The organism is Sporosarcina pasteurii, assembly GCF_041295575.1.
In the GTDB taxonomy this organism is placed as follows: domain Bacteria; phylum Bacillota; class Bacilli; order Bacillales_A; family Planococcaceae; genus Sporosarcina; species Sporosarcina pasteurii.
This window is the reverse complement of sequence record NZ_CP160452.1, coordinates 139,390-157,341: the sequence shown is the minus strand read 5'-3', so window position 1 is coordinate 157,341 and position 17,952 is coordinate 139,390. Positions and strand designations below refer to the sequence as shown.

The window sequence follows — 17,952 nt, the reverse complement described above, 5'->3', positions numbered from 1 at the left end:
GTTATTCCCTTATATACATAGTAAGTTGCCCCATACCCAACTTTTATACCGACAGCTATACATACGGAGGCAAAAATGCAGGTAAAAAAACAGGACTTCGTACTCGAAGCCCTGTTTTTATTGTTTTATTTAAATGGTTCTTTCCTGAACCTGTTTCGCTGTTACTGTTGTAGAATTAAAATGTTTTTTGTTTAACTTTGACAGTACTTGAATGGTTTTGAACTGTACGATTGTGAACGGTGCAAGAAAAATAAAGTATGCAATAGAGAATTTGTCAACTACTCCATTTTGTACTAATCCCCAATGGATGAAGAACATACCTAAAACAGAGAAGGCAACACCCGGACAAATTAATCCGTAACTACCGGCGCTATTCTGGCTTCCTTTAGTGAACGTATTAAAATAACTAATTTTTGTTAAAACAGAATAACCTAAAATACCAACTACGATTTGGGCTGTAATAATTGCACCTAAACCTACAAAAGAGATTAATGGATTTGGATCTATCCCTAAAAAGTTATGCGCTAAACCAGAAGTAACACGTACGCCAGTTATGCCGATGAGCGTCAGAATTGGAATGAGCATCCATATACTTGGGCCAGCTTCTAGTGCAAAACCACTTTTAAAGATTGATTGTAATCCTAAAGCAATCCAAACAGTGATTAAAACTAAACTAACTAAAGTAAACAAGATTGCAAATAAAATACCAACAGACGACACGATGATATTATGGCTCATCGCTCCAGGTGCCGCGAATCCTACAGCAACCATGGTAAATGCAAATGCAGATAACAATTGACTAAAGTGATTGTTTGCCTCTTCTTTGAATGAAGATGTCGTCATAAAACGAGTCATCATTCTAACAAATAAGTTTAATGCATAATACCCAACTACCATAAAGCCTAATAAAGCAAATGGAAGTAATAACTGTACGTAATTCCATAAACCAGGAATGAATACAGCCCCTAAGATAAACAGGACATTAATCATCATTGCGAACGTTAATGGAATCGCCATTAAACTAACCTCTCCATTGGATGAACGTAACGCTTGATATGCTTCTGTCTTTTTAAACTTGTTGAACTCTTTCACATTCCAAATAATTTTCTCAAAATGCTTAACTGCAAAGTAAATGATTGCTAGTAAAGCTACGACTATTGAAATTGAAACAAATGGACTGCCTCCTGTAATGTACGGATAAATATCATTGAACGTTGCCATAGGCGTGTTTGGATGCGGTACCATAAACATTAAATACATGAAAAATGATACGGCAAGCCCTCCATTTCCAAGTGCCGCTAAAAAGTATAGTGGATTGTAATTGCTTTTCATATTAATTTTCCTCCTACCTTTATACCCCCAGGGGTATCTTGTTGTGTAAACTTAATATAGCAAATAACTTTAACACTGTAAACATTTTTGTATTGGTATATTTTTACAGAGTCAATTAACGACATATAGCGCTATTCTCGACACACTCCTGAATCAGCAATTAAACGACTTTGGATTAGTTCTCTGGCAAGCAATGAGATTCGAAAATGATTTATGAAATTATAGGAGAATCGAAAAGATCTGTTTCTGTACGAAAGCGTGGAAAAATAGTTAGTGGCTCGTTGAGATGAAGATTCTGGGGCTAGAAAGCAGTTAAGGATTAAAAATCGTTTTAATGAAACATGATGTAGATAAAATTATTTCAGCCTGTGATTTTGATAGAGAAGGTCAAATCATAGGAGATTCAATTATCTACAGTCTTTAACCTCAGAAAAAAGTACATCGTCTCCTGCTAAATGAACGGACCCCTATTGAGGTATTGAAAGGACTTCAGAACAATTAAGCCAAATACTAAAATGAGCTCCTTCCAGATTCCAGTGTAGGTGATTAGTATAAACAACAGCCCGATTCCTTTATCTTTTGACTGGAATCAGGCTGATAATCTTCTACAAGTGCGACTTTTTATTAAGCAATATCATCTTCAAATGTAAGTTTACTTGAAGGGAATTGTATTATATTAATTCTTAAGCTTAGATCCCACTTTCATAACCCGGTTCAATCTTAAGCTTCTTTCTAAACAGTCCCATCTCATAACAAAAACACAAAAACTTAATTGCTAACTTCAGGTACTCCAATGGCAATCTCTTTTCTTACGCCTTTACTTCTTAAAGCAGCAATCGCAATTAGACTGACAAATGCAGTGAAAATCATGTAAATTGCAACAGGGACGTAAGAATTATTAAATTTAGCCAATAACAAGGTTGCTACAAGTGGTGCGGTCCCCCCCGCAACTGCCGCACCTAGCTGGTAGCCAAGTGAAATTCCAGTGTTACGAATTCTAGCCGGGAATAACTCTGCCAACATCGTTCCTTGAACAGCATTGAGAGAGCCCCAGATGAGTCCGAGACCAATAACCGTTGCTAGCGTTAGTAAAAATACCGACCCTTGATGCAACATCCAGAAATATGGAAATGCATAAAATACAGTCGCCACAATACCAAATAGGTAAACCTTTCTTCTGCCAATTCGATCTGATAAGTGCCCAATAATTGGAATAGTTATTGTCGCAATGGCAGCGCCAATCACAACAGCATTCAGCGCATCTGACTTCCCGAATGACAAATTAGATGTTGCATAGGCAACGATAAATGTTCCGTATATGTAAAACGGTGCCGTTTCAACTGCTTTGATTCCCATCGCAATTAACACTGCTCTCCAGTGGTAGCGTAATGTATCGGCAATCGGAAGTCTTGCAATTTCACCCGACTCTTGTGCTTTTCTAAATTCAGGGGTTTCATCAATCCCTTTACGAATCCATAAGCCAAATAAAACTAGAAAGGCACTTAAGATGAATGGTACGCGCCATCCCCAAGACATGAACTGATCGTTCGGTAAAAGAGTCATTACCGAGATTGCTAAAGAACCTAAAATTAAGCCAATAGAAATCCCCATTTGCGGGACACTTCCAAATAATCCTTTTCTATTACTTGGTGCATATTCAACCGCTAACAATAATGCGCCTCCCCATTCTCCACCAAGAGCAAGTCCTTGAAGGAAACGTAAACAAGTAAGGAATATTGGTGCCCAAATACCAATGACTTGATAAGTTGGCAAAAACCCCATTCCGGCAGTAGCCAATCCCATTATACTGAGCGTGAGTACTAACGTCTTTTTTCTGCCTAAGCGATCTCCAATATGACTAAAAACAATCCCACCGACAGGCCGTAAGAAAAAGGCAATTGAAAAAGATGAATAGGCAAGAATTAAACCTAATGTTGGATCCACATCACCGAAGAATAACTGATTAAAAACTAAGGCTGAAACTGTTCCATATAAAAAATAATCAAACCATTCAATCGCACTGCCTATTAAACTAGCAGCTAATACCCTTGCATTCCCCTTTAACATTGGTGTTCCCCCTCATATTTTGATTTCACATGAATGTAAAGTGCTCTAAAACGACTTTTAATTCTGGAACTCAAGATTCATCAGGTCATCTGATGACCCGATGAAATCACATACCATATGACGCTGCTTTCGTGTCGGACGAACCTTTCTATTTCATTATGAAAAGAAAGAGCGAATAGCTTACTTATCCTCCACAACAATATACGTCGCCTCTACCGGACCGTGTACGCCGACGATTAAATTCATCTCAATATCCGCACTATTACTTGGACCTGAAATAAAACTAACACAAGAAGCCACGTCATTTCCTCCTTGATTCGCTTCATGAATCTGCTTCACAGCTTGTGTCATGCGTGGGACTATCGTACTTTTTGGAATGATAACAACATGGACACGCGGCAATAAACTAATCGTTCGTCCATTATTTTTATCATTAAATAATGTAACCGTTCCCGATTCTGCTAGTGTAACTTCACTAAACGTAATCCCTATATCCGCCTTTTCAGCAAACTCTTGATTTTCCTTGCCGGTTGTTTCATCCCAAAGACGAACGTCGATTTTGTCTTCACGCCATTTCGCATAAATTTCGTCCATGCCGTATTCATTATTACGGGGATCATTTGATGCAATGATACGTTTTCCATCATGCCCTTGTATCGTTTCTGTTAACACAGTTGAGAGTTCTGTAAAAGTCGTCCGTTTAAAATTCGTATGGATTACTTTACATTGTCCCTCCAATACATCCACAAGTTCATCATGCGTATAATCTTTATACAGCTCTAACTGCGGTCTTAAACTCCACTTCGGACGTTCAACACTTTCCATTCGGCGCGGTCTGTCTAAGTTTCTCGCCAAGTTATTTAAAAAATGATTTCGATTATCAATGTCCATCATTTATTTCTTACCTCCTTTTTCACGCTCTTTAAACCAAGAACGAAATGTTTCCCTTCCAGGCGCCGGAAAATCGCGCTGCTTGGTCCAATTATTAAGTGGGCCGGGTCCTTTTGAAATCTTTTCATCTTTTGTCCACGGTTTCAGCGCTGTACGCGCAAATTTTGCACTCATTTTATAAGCCGCTGGATGCGTTGACCATTTCACAAAACCATTCATTGCGATTTTTTCTGCCTTTGGTGCCATCCCGTTTTCTACCATAATTTCGCGGTGACGAATTAGATGTTCATGAAGTGGGATTTTCACCGGACAAGCCTCTGTACAAGCAGCGCATAAAGTAGATGCATGTGGCAGTTCCTTATGATTTTCATAACCATCCAATAATGGTGTCAATACAGCACCAATCGGTCCTGGATAAATTGAACCGTACGCATGTCCACCAATATGACGATAAACCGGGCAAACGTTAATACAAGCTGCACAACGAATACAATGTAAGGCCGACTGGAATTCGGTCCCTAAAATTTTCGAACGACCATTGTCTACAATGACTAAATGAAACTCTTCCGGTCCATCGATTTCACCCGCTAAACGCGTACCTGTAATTCCCGTTATGTAACTCGTCAACTTTTGTCCGACCGCTGAACGTGTCAGCAAACTAACTAAAATGTCTAGTTCTTCCCAAGTCGGTACAATACGCTCCAGCCCCATCACTGTAATTTGCGTATCTGGGAGCGACGTTGCAAGTCTTGCATTCCCTTCATTCGTCACAAATGTAACCGTACCCGACTCAGCTACAGCAAAATTACACCCCGTAATTCCAATATCCGCAGATAAAAAATCTTTCCGCAATTCCTGACGCGCAAATAAACCGAGTTCTTCAGGTGTATTTGACTTTTCGTAGCCTCTTTTCTCCGTAAAGGTCTCTTTAATTTGGTCGCGGTTTAAATGTAATGCCGGTGTAACAATATGAGAAGGGACATCCCCATCAAGTTGTAGAATCCATTCCCCCAAGTCTGTTTCAACAACTTCTGCACCAACTTCTTCAATTGCTTTATTTAAACCAATTTCTTCTGTTACCATCGATTTCGACTTCACAATTTTTTTCGCGTCTTTCTTTTTCACGATATTTTGGATATATTCATTCGCTTCTTTAGCCGTCTCGGCAAAATAAACATGCCCACCGCGTTTCACAACGTTATCGCTTAATTGTTGTAAGTAATAGTCAATATTATCCAATGTATGTGCTCGAATCTCTTCACCTAGCGCACGCCATTCTTCCCAGTTACCAAGTTCATCTGATGCAGTTGCTTTTCGGCTTCTAAAACGTCCTTGTGCAGAGGACACCGAATTTAACATGAACTCATTTTCAATGCCTTCATGAACCCGTTTATCAAATGAAGGGTCTCCAATACGTATTCCCACTTCTTTCACTCCTCCTATCCAGTATGATTTAAAATTTCAGCAAGATGGACGACTTTTACATTGCGTCCCTCTCTTGATAAACGACCACCAATATTTAATAAACAAGCCATATCGCCACCGACTAAATATTCAGCTTCTGTTTCAACGACATGATTTGCCTTTTCTTGTACCATTTCAGCAGAAATTGTCGATTGTTTGACAGCAAATGTGCCGCCGAATCCACAGCAATCTTCACCTTGCGGCAACTCAATCAGCTCGACACCAGTCACTTTTCGAAGCAATTGTAATGGCGCTGCTTTTACGCCCAAAATTCTCGTCATATGACAAGACGGATGATACGTCACTTTTCCTTTAAACGTCGAACCTACATCGGTTACACCGAGTACATCTACGAGAAACTGGGACAATTCAAATGTTTTTGAGGCGAACTTTTTTGCCTCATCTTCCCAATTTGGATCCCCTTTAAAGATGCTCTCATAACTGCGTAACATCGCCACACAAGAACCAGATGGGCCAACAACATACTCTGAATCTCGGAAAACCTTCATCATATGTTTCATTGTTTCTTTCGTATTTTTTAAATACCCGCTATTATAAGCAGGCTGTCCACAGCAAGTTTGCGCCTCCGGAAAATCAACCTCACATCCGAAACGCTCTAAAATTTCAACCGTATCCTTCCCTACATTAGAAGTAAAAATATCTGCCATACACGTTATAAATAGAGAAACTTTCATTTTATTCACCTCAATTACTCTCTAAATTTCATATATTTTTCTAATGACTTTTCGACATTTGTTAAATGAGACAACATATGATCGTAAGCCTTTTCCGGTACACGTTCTTTAATTGCATCATAAATTGCCTGGTGCTCCGCAATTAAAGTAGAGGTTTTTTTCTCTGTATGAATTAACACTTGGCGCGTTTCTTCCAAGACACTTAACATAATTTCAGATACTGAGCTCATTAAATGGATTAGAATGTCATTGTGTGATGATTTTGCTACAGCCATATGGAATTGCATATCTGCTTCTGCCCCCACTTCACCATTGTTAATAGCCCTCTCCATAGCCTCGAGCGCCGCTCGTATAGGAATTAAATCCTCTGGTTGATGGTGAAGCGCAGCTGATCTTGCAGCACCCACTTCAAGTATTTTACGCACTTCATAAATTTCTCGAATATCTTCTTTGTTCATTAACAACCCTGTATTGATTGGCAATTTGATACTAGATGCATCAAAATTTGTAACAAATGTTCCTTCTCCTTGACGCATTACAATTAATCCCATCGCACGCATACCGCTTAACGCTTCTCTAACTGCCGATCGACTAACATCGAAAGTTTTCGCCAGTTGCTCCACTGAGTCTAATCGGTCACCTGATTTTAATTCCCCGCTTTTAATCATATTGACTAGTGAATCTGCCACTTCCTCATAAATCTTTTTCGTTTGTATACGTCTAGATGTCATTTCATCTCACACCTCATTCAACAATGTCATAAGGTCATCTGATGACCAGTAGATAATTAATCCTTGTTATAAAAATACTAAAACTTATCTCAATGAGGAAACGCTTACAATACATTGCGCACTCATTAATATTCTAAAGATTCTGCATGCGTTTACATTATCAGTCTATTAAGTTAATTGCAAGTCCTTATTTTCTCCTTTCGCATAATCCTATTAGAAAACCTTCCTAGTCTGTGCGATAATAAAAGAACGAATGTTTCACTAAAAAGGAAAGAGGTGTCCTTATGCAACCAGTCATTTTGGCCGAAAAACCTTCTCAAGCGAAAGCCTATGCAGAGGCCTTTACCGTAAAAAGTCGACATAAAACCCATATTGAGCTTGCGCGCAGCCAACTATTTCCCCAAGGTGCCATCATCACATGGGGCATTGGGCATCTTGTCGAATTAAAAGAACCGAAAGCATATGATGCGCGTTGGAATCGATGGACGCTTGGGAGTTTACCAATATTACCAGACCGCTATGAATTTCAAATTGCGAAAGGTAAATACGCGCAGTTTCAAGCGGTGAAAAAGTTCATTCTAGGGGCGAATGTCGTTATTAACGCATGCGATATAGATCGCGAAGGATCGAATATTTTCTATAGCATTTTCAACCAGACAGGCGCACGTAATAAAACAATTAAACGACTTTGGATTAATTCTCTGGAAATCGACGAGATTCGAAAAGGATTTATGAACTTACAGGATAATCGAAAAGATCTGCTTTTATATGAAGAAGCGAAAGCGAGGCAAATTAGTGATTGGCTCGTTGGGATGAACGGTTCGAGACTGTATACACTCCTACTGAAAGCGAAAGGATACGAACAAGTCTTTCCGATTGGACGTGTGCAGTCTCCGACGGTTTATCTTGTTTATGAAAGGCAAAAAGAAATTGAGACGTTTGTGTCCGAACCGTTTTTCGAAGCAGAAGCCCAGTTTAAAGCGGAAAACGGGATTTATAAAGGAAAAGCAAAAGTGAGAATGAACAAGCGCGAGGAACTCGTTGAATTACTGAATAAACATGCGATTCGACCAGACTCCCCTGGTGTTATCAATTCCGTACAACAAAAAGATAAACGGATTCCGCCGCCACAACTACATTCATTGTCATCTTTACAAGCAACCGCTAACCGATTGTGGAAAATGAGCCCTGCAAATGCGTTAAAAACGGCACAAAAATTATATGAAAAAAAGCTCGTCACCTATCCTAGAACTGATTCACGACATATTACGACAAGTGAGTTTGCTTATTTAGTTGAGCAAGTAGCAGACTACCAACAACTCATTCAACAACCGTTTCCGATTCACTCTAGTCAACCGAAAAAGCGCTATGTTGATAACGCAAAAGTCCAAGAGCATTATGCCATCATTCCGACGAAAAAAGTACCGACAGAAGCAGCCCTTGCGAAGTTACCGCCAAATGAACGGAAACTTTACGAAGAAATTTTGCGGACAACGCTAGCGATGTTTCATACAGATTATTTATACACTGAGACGAAAGTGACGACTGAAGTCAATCATTTACCGTTTTTTACAACTGGCAAAACGGAACGAGACATCGGTTGGAAAGCATTATTTCCGAAAGCTAAGAAAGAAAAAGATGATTCATTGCCCCCTCTTAGGCAAAATGAACAAGTACAAAGTAAAATTGGGATCCATGAAGGGAAAACAACACCGCCAAAACCATATACAGAAGGTCAGCTGATCACACTTATGAAGACTTGCGGAAAGTTTGTTGAAGCTCAAGAGGAGACAGAAATTTTAAAAGAAGTAGAAGGTCTTGGTACAGAAGCGACACGAAGTGGCATTATTGAAACGATAAAAAAGCACGGGTATATTCAAGTAAACAAAAACATCGTTTCAATTACCGATAAAGGACGGATTTTATGTGAGGCCATTGAAGGCAGCTTACTAGCAAGTCCATCGATGACTGCAAAATGGGAAACATACCTGCGGAAAATTGGAAATGGTGACGGAGCTGCCGATTATTTTTTAAATAACATCGCAAAGTTTATCGATTCACTAATTCAAAACGTTCCGAAGCAAATTGAGGCTGCTTCTTTCCAAGTACAATCGATTCCGTCAACAGCTAAAGCACCCAAAAGAAACGTTGCCGTTGCAACTTGTCCAGCTTGCCAAAAAGGGTCAATTGTCACGCGCAAAGGCTTTTACGGATGCACGGCTTACAAAGATGGATGCAAGCAAACGTTTCCCGGTATTTTTCTTAAAAAGAAAGTTACACCTACACAAGTAAAACTGCTTTGTACAAAAGGTCAAACAAATATCATTAAAGGTTTTGTTGCAAAAAGCGGAAAGAAATTCAATGCTGCTTTAAAGCTAGAGGCTGGAAAACTCGTTCTAGACTTTGCAAATAGCGCGCAGGAGAGCCCTACGAAATAAACTTAAAGGGACATGTGAATGTGAGGAGTCCCTATGCTTAGTTAAAATAAGCGTAAAAGGGGATGTTAACTATACTAAGTTAACATCCCCTTTTGGTATCTCAATCCATGATGATACAACTAACACAAATTAAGAATTATAGACTTTCACTCGCAGACTTAATCATTTCTTCAATCATTTTACTAGCGTTTTCTGCTGCTACTTTAACGAAATCTTCATACTTTACATCTGCCTCACCGCCGGCGTCATCCGAAATTGCGCGAATAATTACAAACGGTACTTCATTTAAGAAGGCAACATGAGCGATTGCTGCACCCTCCATTTCTACAGCATATGGAGAGAAGTTCTCTGTAATCCACTCTTTTCGTTCCGGACTTGCAATGAATTGGTCACCACTTGCGATTCTTCCTTGGTACACGTTGATATCATCAGTTAATCCCTCAGCTGCAGACTGTGCGAGCTGAATTAACTTTTCATCGGCCTCGAAATAACTTGTGTCCATGCGAGCAATGATACCAGGTTTTTCTCCAAATGCCGTAATATCGAAATCATGTTGAACCGCATCTGTTGAAATAACGATATCTCCAATGGTAACGTCGGGGCTTAGACCACCAGCTACGCCAGAGTTAATGAGATAGTCAGCTCCAAAATGATCGACTAGCGCTTGAGCACAAGCAGCTGCATTCACTTTTCCAACACCTGATTGAACTAATACAATATTTTCTCCACCTAATGTTCCTTGATAAAATTCCATTCCAGCGATTGTTTCAGTATTTTCGATTTCCATTTTATCGCGAAGGATTTCAACTTCTTCAATCATAGCACCAATAATCCCAATCACTCGTTCATTTGATTGTTCGGTATTCGATTGTTCTTCTGGTTGTTCTGATGAAGTGGCCGTTGAACCATCTTGTTTTGTAGAACAACCGAATAATGCAAACACGGCAAGTATAATAAGCGTAAAGAATTTAATATTCATTCTGTTTTTCATAGTTGTAAATTCCTCCTAGTCATCAATAAAAACGAACCTTAATTAATGAAATTCATTTATCGTTCGCCTTTTCACTTGGCTAGTATATAACGGTAAATAAAAAAATGCAATACATTTTCCATATTAAAATATATAAAAACAGATAAAGGAAAACGTATTGTTTTCTTTACCTGTTTTCAAAAATTGCTATGAATTTTCACTTTACATTTATATGTAATTCTAGCTGTGAAAGATGATCCTGATACAATTCTTCATAAAATTCTTTTACTAGAAAATTAATTTCTTGATTGCTCGCATCAGGATTTTTCTCCCCGACTTCCTTTTCAATATCGCCGATAATTCGATCGCGTAGCATACTTTCTTCCAAATAAAGTCTTATATTGGATTTATAATTCTTTTCTCCGTATTGCTGGATCATTTCCTGAACAGTAGGCAAATCTGCGATTACCGCATTGAAACGTTTTACTTCAGCTTCTAATTTCTCCACAGGGATAAAATAGTTCTTTTCTTTTGCAAGAAGGGACATCGCATGCATGTCAATCATCTTTTGAAGTTGTACATTGATATTATCGTATTGTTTATTTTGCGCTTCCCAAAACTGATCGTTATCTTCAAGTTCCTTCCCTATTAGCCCTTCTGCATCGTTTATACGATTCACTTCATTTTTCAATTTTTGCATGAATGTGTAAAAATCCATGTCATTTTCAAAAAACTGATGTCCTTCGATTGATACAATGTAATCCGATTTAGTTTCAACTGCATCATTCGAATCATCTTGAATGATGCTTTCTTCTTTTTCAACACACCCGAACAGCGCACCAACTAACATCAGGATCATAAAAGCCCGCTGATAATTTTTCATTTGCCATCATCTCTCTTTTACATCGAAAGTTAATACGTCCTCTATCATTTTCCCATCTTTCTCTGCTCGTATATCAGCAATCCATTCGCCGCCCATTGGTAATTCTACATTGCCTGTATAAGTTCCATCTCCACTATCATTGAAAAACACTTCAATTACACCATGGTCCATTTTCGCCATTTCAAGCGTCGCTTCGATTGATAATCCCGTCACCTCTTCCGCAGAATCGGTTACTTTCAAAACAAATTCAGAGGCAACTTCCTCTTCATAAACAGGTGCTTTTTCAACTATAAAATCCAACTTGCTTGCTCCACAACCAGCCAAAATCATGATTGTCGCAATCATAAGTAGCAAAACTCTTCTCATGCCTGTTGTCTCTCCTTCAAATCGACTGAAAGAAACGCTTCAATCGAGTATTTTGTAATCTTTCCTTTTTCTAAATATGCTACATGGGTACAAACTTCTTCAATTTCATTCAGATGATGGGAGGCCATCATAATTGTTTTATTCGTTAGCGACTTAATGATGGCTAATATTTCTTTTCGCCCAACTGGATCTAATCCACTTGTCGGTTCATCCAAAATGATAATGTCCGAATCATAATACAACATCACCGCAAGCCCTAACCGCTGAAGCATCCCTTTCGAATAGGTCGTGATTTGATCATTTCGGGCTTCATAAAGTGAAACGAGTTTTAGTTTTTCATCAATGCTTTCATCGTCAATCCTTTTTGATGCAAGTGAAGCGAAAAAGCGAATATTCTCTTCTCCCGTTAAATGTGGATACAGATTAAACTTCTCAGGTAGATAAGAAACCACTCTCTTCCAGTCCTGCTTTTTATTCGAAAATCCGCCTAGTGTAATAGAGCCAATCTGAAGGGGAATTAACCCTAGCATTGTATGAATCATTGTTGATTTACCCGCACCATTTCGACCAACAAGAGCACAACGTTCGTTTTTCAGAATATGTAAGTTAACGTCATCTAAAACTTGATGTTTTGCATATGAATGCGTTAAGTTTTCAATTTTAATCATCAACAGTCCCCCCGTTTCTAAACAATGTTGTAAGTCCAAAAAACAGTGACGGCCACAAAGTGACATTAATTAACAAGAAGATCCAACTGTCCATAAACACAAATTTCTCCATTAAACGAGACATATGTGATAGGGAAAAGAGTCCAAGATTCGCTTCTAAATAAAATCGTAATGTATGAATCGGGTCAAGGAAGTAAATCCATGAAAAAATTCGTAAATTATCAAATGTGACGGCAGGTAAGAAATACAAGAACATTAAGTCCGTTAGAAATACGATAAAAAACCAAGTTAAAATATTCGCGCCGACTAATTGCATTTTTGTATTACAGGCAACACCAAGGAAGAGCCCGACTTGGTTAAATATAAAGAGGAAAATCATGATTACGATAATAAAATGCAAGAAACTCATAAGATGAAAAGCTAAAAAAGCTTTCATGAAGAGCGCCAATACAAAATATGCAGAAACAAATGCCGTAATAATTACAAGTTGTATGGCAATCGACTTTTTAAAAATCAACGTGAAAGTCGACTCTTTTTTCGTCAATAAAATCATCGATGTTTTTAATTCTTTCTCTTGGAAAATTGAAAACGATGTTAAAAACATCGCAAATAATGGGATTAGGTAAATGTTCATATCGAATATGGATAGCAGTAATGCCTCAAATCCAAGATCCGCCGGAAACTGACGCGCTTCTGCGATTAGGAATATCGATGTGATCATCAGCATACCAAGTCCAAACCACAATCCTTTTCCACGCGTTTGCTCAAGAAATTCCTTCCAAATGTACATCATCGCAATGCTCTCCTTCTATACACGTAAACGACTGCACTGACTAGGATAATTCCTACACCGACTCCAGTCATATTTATAGGTTTACGTTCCGACATGATGGGGTACTTATCGAATGCCATCACCTTCTGATGCGTTAATAAATCATTCGCTTTTTCATATATCGTAATAGCTGGGCTCGATAAAAATAAATAAGCCAGTTCATTTTCCTCGACTAATTCACTTAAAGATGATGAATATTCAAGCGGGTCATCTCCAATACCATTTTGATTTAAATCGAGCAGCGGCATGTTCCAGTAATTCCCTACTCCATTTTCAAACCAATCATTATTCGACTCTCCCCCGACCGTTAATGCATGCACCTTGTTGTTGTTAAATTGATTTTTAATAAATACATGCGAGGTTGAAGATGTCCACAATTCAATGCCGATTTCATTTTGGAAAAAATCGTTCCCTTCTATTCTGTTACTCGTTGATTGTTCTAAATAGAGTCCCCGCTGATTTAAGTGAAACTCATTATTTAAAACGTGAATATCACGACTTGTTTGGATAAGTAAGCCGAATGATCGGGAACCTTGGTTAAACGAGAACTTATTGTTTTCCAAATGAATATGGTCGGAATGCATAATGGCTGCACCGCCGACATTTTTGATAAAATCATTTTCCTTAAAAGAGTTATAGTTAGAATACATATAATGAAGGCCGTATCTCGTATCCGTCATCGTATTATTATCAATGAAGTTATTATGCGAGTACTCCACGTAGATTCCATCACGTGTTTTCTCTAAGTAACTATTATCAATATAGTTTTCACTAGAACGCATAATATGAATGCCATTTCCTTGCGTGCCAAGCTGATCAGCCCCGTGACCAACGACAGTGATATTAGACATTCTTGTGTTTTTGGATTTATTTAGAAAGATACCGTGGAAACTATTCGTAATTGTTAAGTTTGTTAAAATCGCATCGTTTGCCATCACCCTAACGCCAGAGTGTTCTTCTTGAGAACTTCTACTCATGCCACTTCCTGAAATCGCCAACGTATCAAGGGTAACCCCATCACTTCTAATCTCAATGACATTTCCCGTTCCATCACCTTCAATGGATGTTCCTTCTTTACCAATGACAGTAATCGGTTTTGATATTACAATATTGCCTGTATACGGTTTACCTTCCAGCTCAAGAGTACCACCGGTCGGCACTTCTTCAATTAATTGTTGCAATAAAGCCTCTTCCTTAGCACTTGCAACACTTGCAAACAGGAAGCTACAAATGACTAAAGTTAACATGAGCAATCGTTTTTTCATTTTGCACGATCCTTCCATAACGGGAAAACCAACAAGATAAACACAAGAACTAACAGATAGCCGCCAAACAAGAAGTAGCTATGTGTCACAAAGTTCGCGATTGTGTTTTCTCCAATAATTGGTGGAATGAATGGCTCCAGTTCAATAGGCGCCATTGGATCCAAGTTTGTACCAAATTCTTTTAACCAACGATACATATCCCAAATTCCAATGATGCCTCCGATAACAAATAAAGCAATTAAGCCATAAAGAAAGGATTTCCTACGCAATAGCGCAACAATTAAAATTAGCACAAAAAACGCAATGACAATATAAGGCATCCATTGTAATTCCGGAAACGACTCATTGCTGAATATAGCCATACCAATATAATGATTTAACGAATTTACAATGTCGATGTCTCCGGCGAGCGTTGATGGATAAACGATAATATCAAGTCCCTCTGGATATTGAGGCGCATAAAACTTCATGCCCCACCACGGGACAAAAAGAGTCGACACTGTGATGATTGCCGCAGTTATAAGGCTAATCACTGAAGCGTTTGAAAGATTTCTCTTCATTGGAGATCACCTCCGATTTTATAAAAAGTAAAGGGCCCATCGATGCGCCCTTTACTATGTCGAAATATCATTACTTAGGTTCTACGAGTAAATAACCGCTCATTTCTTGGTGAAGTGCTGAACAGAAGTTTGTACAGTAAATCGGATAAACGCCTGCTTTATCGGCAACAAATTCCAATGTACTTGTTTGTCCTGGTTGCACTTCAAAATTTAAGTCATATTCATTAATTCCAAATCCGTGTGTAATATCTTGGTCAAGGTCAATGTTCGTTAAGTGGAAGAAGACACGATCTCCTTCTTTAACAGTGACGGCATCAGGTCTGTCTGATTGTGCATCGAAAATAAATCTTGACCTCATGGCAATTCCGTAAACATGTACTTCATCACCTTTACGTTCAACCCGTGCATCCTCTTGCTTCCAAACGGAGTTTTCTCTGTTTTCGTCTTTTTCATAAACGGTTACTGTTTTGATTTTGTCTCGGTGTACAATTTGTGCATAGTGCGGCTCAGGATCTACCGGAACAGCCATAATATGCTCCATTTTTTCTCCCGAAATATCAATTAAATCCATAGATTCGGGATGAGATGGGCCAACGGATAAGAAATTATCCTTTGATATTTTATTTAAAGAAACGAGCCACTTGCCATCTGGAGATACAGTATCTCCTTCTGCTGCTGCCGCGTGTCCTGGCGAGAAGTAAGAAGGTGTTCGGTCGATTACTTCGCCTGTTTCTATATTCCATTTCACAATTTCAGAGGAAATGAACATCGTATTATAGGCATTCCCTTTATCGTCAAACTGTGTGTGTAACGGTCCTAATGCACCAGGAGGGTCAACTTCACGTTCCATGACACTTTCATAAGAAAGAACAGGAATCCCAAATTTCTCATCCGTAAAGTCTTCTTTTTCAATTGCTTCAAACGTCTTTTCAAATGAGAAAACAGTCATCATCGGAGCGAGTTTACCTGCAGCAATATAACGAGTTCCATCTGGCGTAACATCAACACCATGTGGTGATTTCGCTACAGGAACGGCATAAATCGCACCTTTATGGTCTCGTGGGTCAATCATTTTAGCGCCATTTACGTCATGATAATTTCCTGCCGCTACTTCTTCCTCAAGTTTCTTCCAATTAACAAGTACAATATAATCTCTGTCATTTTGAGAGGCATTTATTTCAAGATTTGTTGTTGCAAATTCCGAGTTATAGGTTGTCATAACGATCCAATCACCAGACATTTTCTTACCAGCATCTGATAAATCGTATGACCAAGGCGGCAGAACGATTTGATAAGCAAGGTCAAATTTCTTTGTTTCCTTATCAAAAGTCGTCATTGAAACAACGCCTTTATATTCTTCCTCATACTTATCCAAGTCTGCATACTTATTATCTAATGGACGAGCAAACCGAGTGGGAAGTGCAATGTATTCCGTATTCTCAGTGACAAAAACACCCGCATGGGGCCCCCCCATATTTGGCAGCGACATGATATCGACTGTAGTAAATGTGCTTAAATCAACTGCTGCAACACGGTTGTTGCCTACGTCATTTGCAAATAAAAACTCACCATCATAGTCCCCTGCCGTTTCAGATATTGCTGGGTGATGAAAATCTCCCCATGTAAAACCGCCAAGCATTTCTTTTGTTTCCTTTGAATATCCATAGCCCGTAGCAGGGTCAGGCGTAAAGATAGGTACCGTTCGGATTTTACGCATGGATGGAATTCCATAAACAAACAACTGACCTGAATGTCCTCCGGATGACATCATGTAATATTCATCGAGCTCTCCATATGGCACATAAACCTTTTCAGCCTTGGATTTTAAATCACCAGAAGCATTTTCACTTGCTTGATTAAAGTCAGCGAAAAACACAACCGCAACCAATAAACCAGCGACAATCCCTAAGACTGCCGATATAATTCGTTTCGTCGTCAATTCAATTCACCTCATTTTTTATTCTTCTGAAGCCTTTTTCAACAAATCAACAATCTCTGCACGGTCTTCATCTGAAAGCGGATTTCCCTCTATTACACCGGTCATTACCGCTGACGTAGGTTCTTTTAAAAATGAATCTAAGTCTACGCCGTGTTTACCTTCTATATCTGTGTATGAATTCGACAAATCTGGTCCTGTTATTCCGCCTTCGAGCCCTAAAGAACTAACTGCATGACAAGATAGACAACTATTCGTATTAAAGATTTCAAACTCTGCAGAAGCTTGCTCCTCTGATTGACTCTCTTCCTCTTCAACTACCTCTTTTTTCGTACTTTGCTCATTTGTTACCGCTTGCATAACTTCCGTCTTACCGCTATTAAAAAAGAAATATCCACCTGCAAAAGCTAAGACAAATGCCAACAAAAAGATCATTCCATTCGTTTTCAATTGCATACGACCTCCCTTTTCTTTAAATATGTATTTATAATACAACTTTAACATGTGGAGGTAACCATTACTATTTATCCTCAGTTGTATTCACAATTACTTCACAACTACCGGGACACATTTGTAACATTTCGGAAATATTGCAAACGATAAAAAATAGAAGTATGACGTAAATGAAGAAAGGCGAGTTTATCGACAAATGTGTGAATAACGATACAAAATAAAAAAGAGCGCTACGTACCCGCTTATCAATGGCATATTAGTAGATGATTACCATCCACTTTTCCGGTTCTGTACATGACAACATCCAAAATATACAATTACATACAATAAAAAAAGAGAATATCGACTGCATAATACTTTGTCGACACCCTCCCCTTTTATCCACTTCGTAAATTGTCATA

At 38.7% G+C, this 17,952-nt stretch carries 16 protein-coding genes; 1 reads left to right on the top strand and 15 read right to left on the bottom strand.

The genetic code is table 11. The features are described 5' to 3' along the window. Positions 1-129: 129 nt before the first annotated feature. The 6 genes from AB1H92_RS00750 to AB1H92_RS00725 all read right to left on the bottom strand — a co-directional run bounded on the left by AB1H92_RS00750 (position 130) and on the right by AB1H92_RS00725 (position 7,180). Complete coding sequence (locus tag AB1H92_RS00750; protein WP_172481027.1) at positions 130-1,332, bottom strand: TsoY family (seleno)protein; 1,203 nt, start codon at positions 1,330-1,332, stop codon at positions 130-132. Between the two features lie 768 nt (positions 1,333-2,100). Next, the gene (locus AB1H92_RS00745; protein ID WP_115359704.1) at positions 2,101-3,399 is read right to left on the bottom strand and encodes an MFS transporter; all 1,299 of its coding nucleotides are present in this window, start codon (positions 3,397-3,399) and stop codon (positions 2,101-2,103) included. A gap of 180 nt (positions 3,400-3,579) precedes the next feature. Beyond that, positions 3,580-4,293, bottom strand: a complete 714-nt coding sequence (locus AB1H92_RS00740) for a lactate utilization protein C (RefSeq protein ID WP_311157249.1) — start codon at positions 4,291-4,293, stop codon at positions 3,580-3,582. Continuing rightward, the gene (locus AB1H92_RS00735; protein WP_115359703.1) at positions 4,294-5,715 is read right to left on the bottom strand and encodes a LutB/LldF family L-lactate oxidation iron-sulfur protein; all 1,422 of its coding nucleotides are present in this window, start codon (positions 5,713-5,715) and stop codon (positions 4,294-4,296) included. It lies immediately after the preceding gene. 14 nt (positions 5,716-5,729) lie between these two features. After that, on the bottom strand, positions 5,730-6,449 hold the full coding sequence (locus tag AB1H92_RS00730) for a (Fe-S)-binding protein (protein WP_115359702.1): 720 nt from the start codon (positions 6,447-6,449) through the stop codon (positions 5,730-5,732). Between the two features lie 14 nt (positions 6,450-6,463). Next, positions 6,464-7,180 (bottom strand): FadR/GntR family transcriptional regulator, encoded by a 717-nt coding sequence (locus tag AB1H92_RS00725; protein ID WP_115359701.1) that lies wholly within the window; start codon positions 7,178-7,180, stop codon positions 6,464-6,466. A gap of 284 nt (positions 7,181-7,464) precedes the next feature. Here AB1H92_RS00725 and topB point away from each other — a divergent pair, with 284 nt between their 5' ends. Continuing rightward, positions 7,465-9,618, top strand: a complete 2,154-nt coding sequence (gene topB / locus AB1H92_RS00720) for a type IA DNA topoisomerase (protein WP_115359700.1) — start codon at positions 7,465-7,467, stop codon at positions 9,616-9,618. 136 nt (positions 9,619-9,754) lie between these two features. On the opposite strand, the gene AB1H92_RS00715 is transcribed toward topB, so the two are convergent. From AB1H92_RS00715 to AB1H92_RS00675, 9 genes are all read right to left on the bottom strand, one after another. Further along, the gene (locus tag AB1H92_RS00715) at positions 9,755-10,609 is read right to left on the bottom strand and encodes a 5'-methylthioadenosine/adenosylhomocysteine nucleosidase (RefSeq protein WP_115359699.1); all 855 of its coding nucleotides are present in this window, start codon (positions 10,607-10,609) and stop codon (positions 9,755-9,757) included. 196 nt (positions 10,610-10,805) lie between these two features. Continuing rightward, a complete protein-coding gene (locus tag AB1H92_RS00710) occupies positions 10,806-11,471 on the bottom strand; it encodes a hypothetical protein (protein ID WP_115359698.1) in 666 nt (221 codons plus the stop codon). A 6-nt stretch (positions 11,472-11,477) separates the two neighbouring features. Then, on the bottom strand, positions 11,478-11,837 hold the full coding sequence (locus tag AB1H92_RS00705; RefSeq protein ID WP_115359697.1) for a FixH family protein: 360 nt from the start codon (positions 11,835-11,837) through the stop codon (positions 11,478-11,480). After that, positions 11,834-12,505: an ABC transporter ATP-binding protein gene (locus AB1H92_RS00700; RefSeq protein WP_115359696.1), complete on the bottom strand. Its 672-nt coding sequence runs from the start codon at positions 12,503-12,505 to the stop codon at positions 11,834-11,836. Before AB1H92_RS00700 ends, AB1H92_RS00705 begins: the two co-directional genes overlap by 4 nt. After that, entirely contained in the window at positions 12,498-13,298 is an 801-nt protein-coding gene (locus tag AB1H92_RS00695; RefSeq protein ID WP_115359695.1) for an ABC transporter permease subunit, read from the bottom strand. The genes AB1H92_RS00700 and AB1H92_RS00695 overlap by 8 nt, the downstream gene beginning before the upstream one ends. Next, on the bottom strand, positions 13,295-14,602 hold the full coding sequence (gene nosD / locus AB1H92_RS00690; protein WP_166739564.1) for a nitrous oxide reductase family maturation protein NosD: 1,308 nt from the start codon (positions 14,600-14,602) through the stop codon (positions 13,295-13,297). Before nosD ends, AB1H92_RS00695 begins: the two co-directional genes overlap by 4 nt. Beyond that, on the bottom strand, positions 14,599-15,162 hold the full coding sequence (locus AB1H92_RS00685) for a hypothetical protein (RefSeq protein WP_115359693.1): 564 nt from the start codon (positions 15,160-15,162) through the stop codon (positions 14,599-14,601). The genes nosD and AB1H92_RS00685 overlap by 4 nt, the downstream gene beginning before the upstream one ends. Before the next feature lie 70 nt (positions 15,163-15,232). Next, on the bottom strand, positions 15,233-17,101 hold the full coding sequence (gene nosZ / locus AB1H92_RS00680; RefSeq protein WP_115359692.1) for a Sec-dependent nitrous-oxide reductase: 1,869 nt from the start codon (positions 17,099-17,101) through the stop codon (positions 15,233-15,235). Positions 17,102-17,119: 18 nt separating this feature from the next. Further along, positions 17,120-17,554 (bottom strand): cytochrome C, encoded by a 435-nt coding sequence (locus tag AB1H92_RS00675; RefSeq protein ID WP_243835622.1) that lies wholly within the window; start codon positions 17,552-17,554, stop codon positions 17,120-17,122. Between the last annotated feature and the right edge of the window lie 398 nt (positions 17,555-17,952).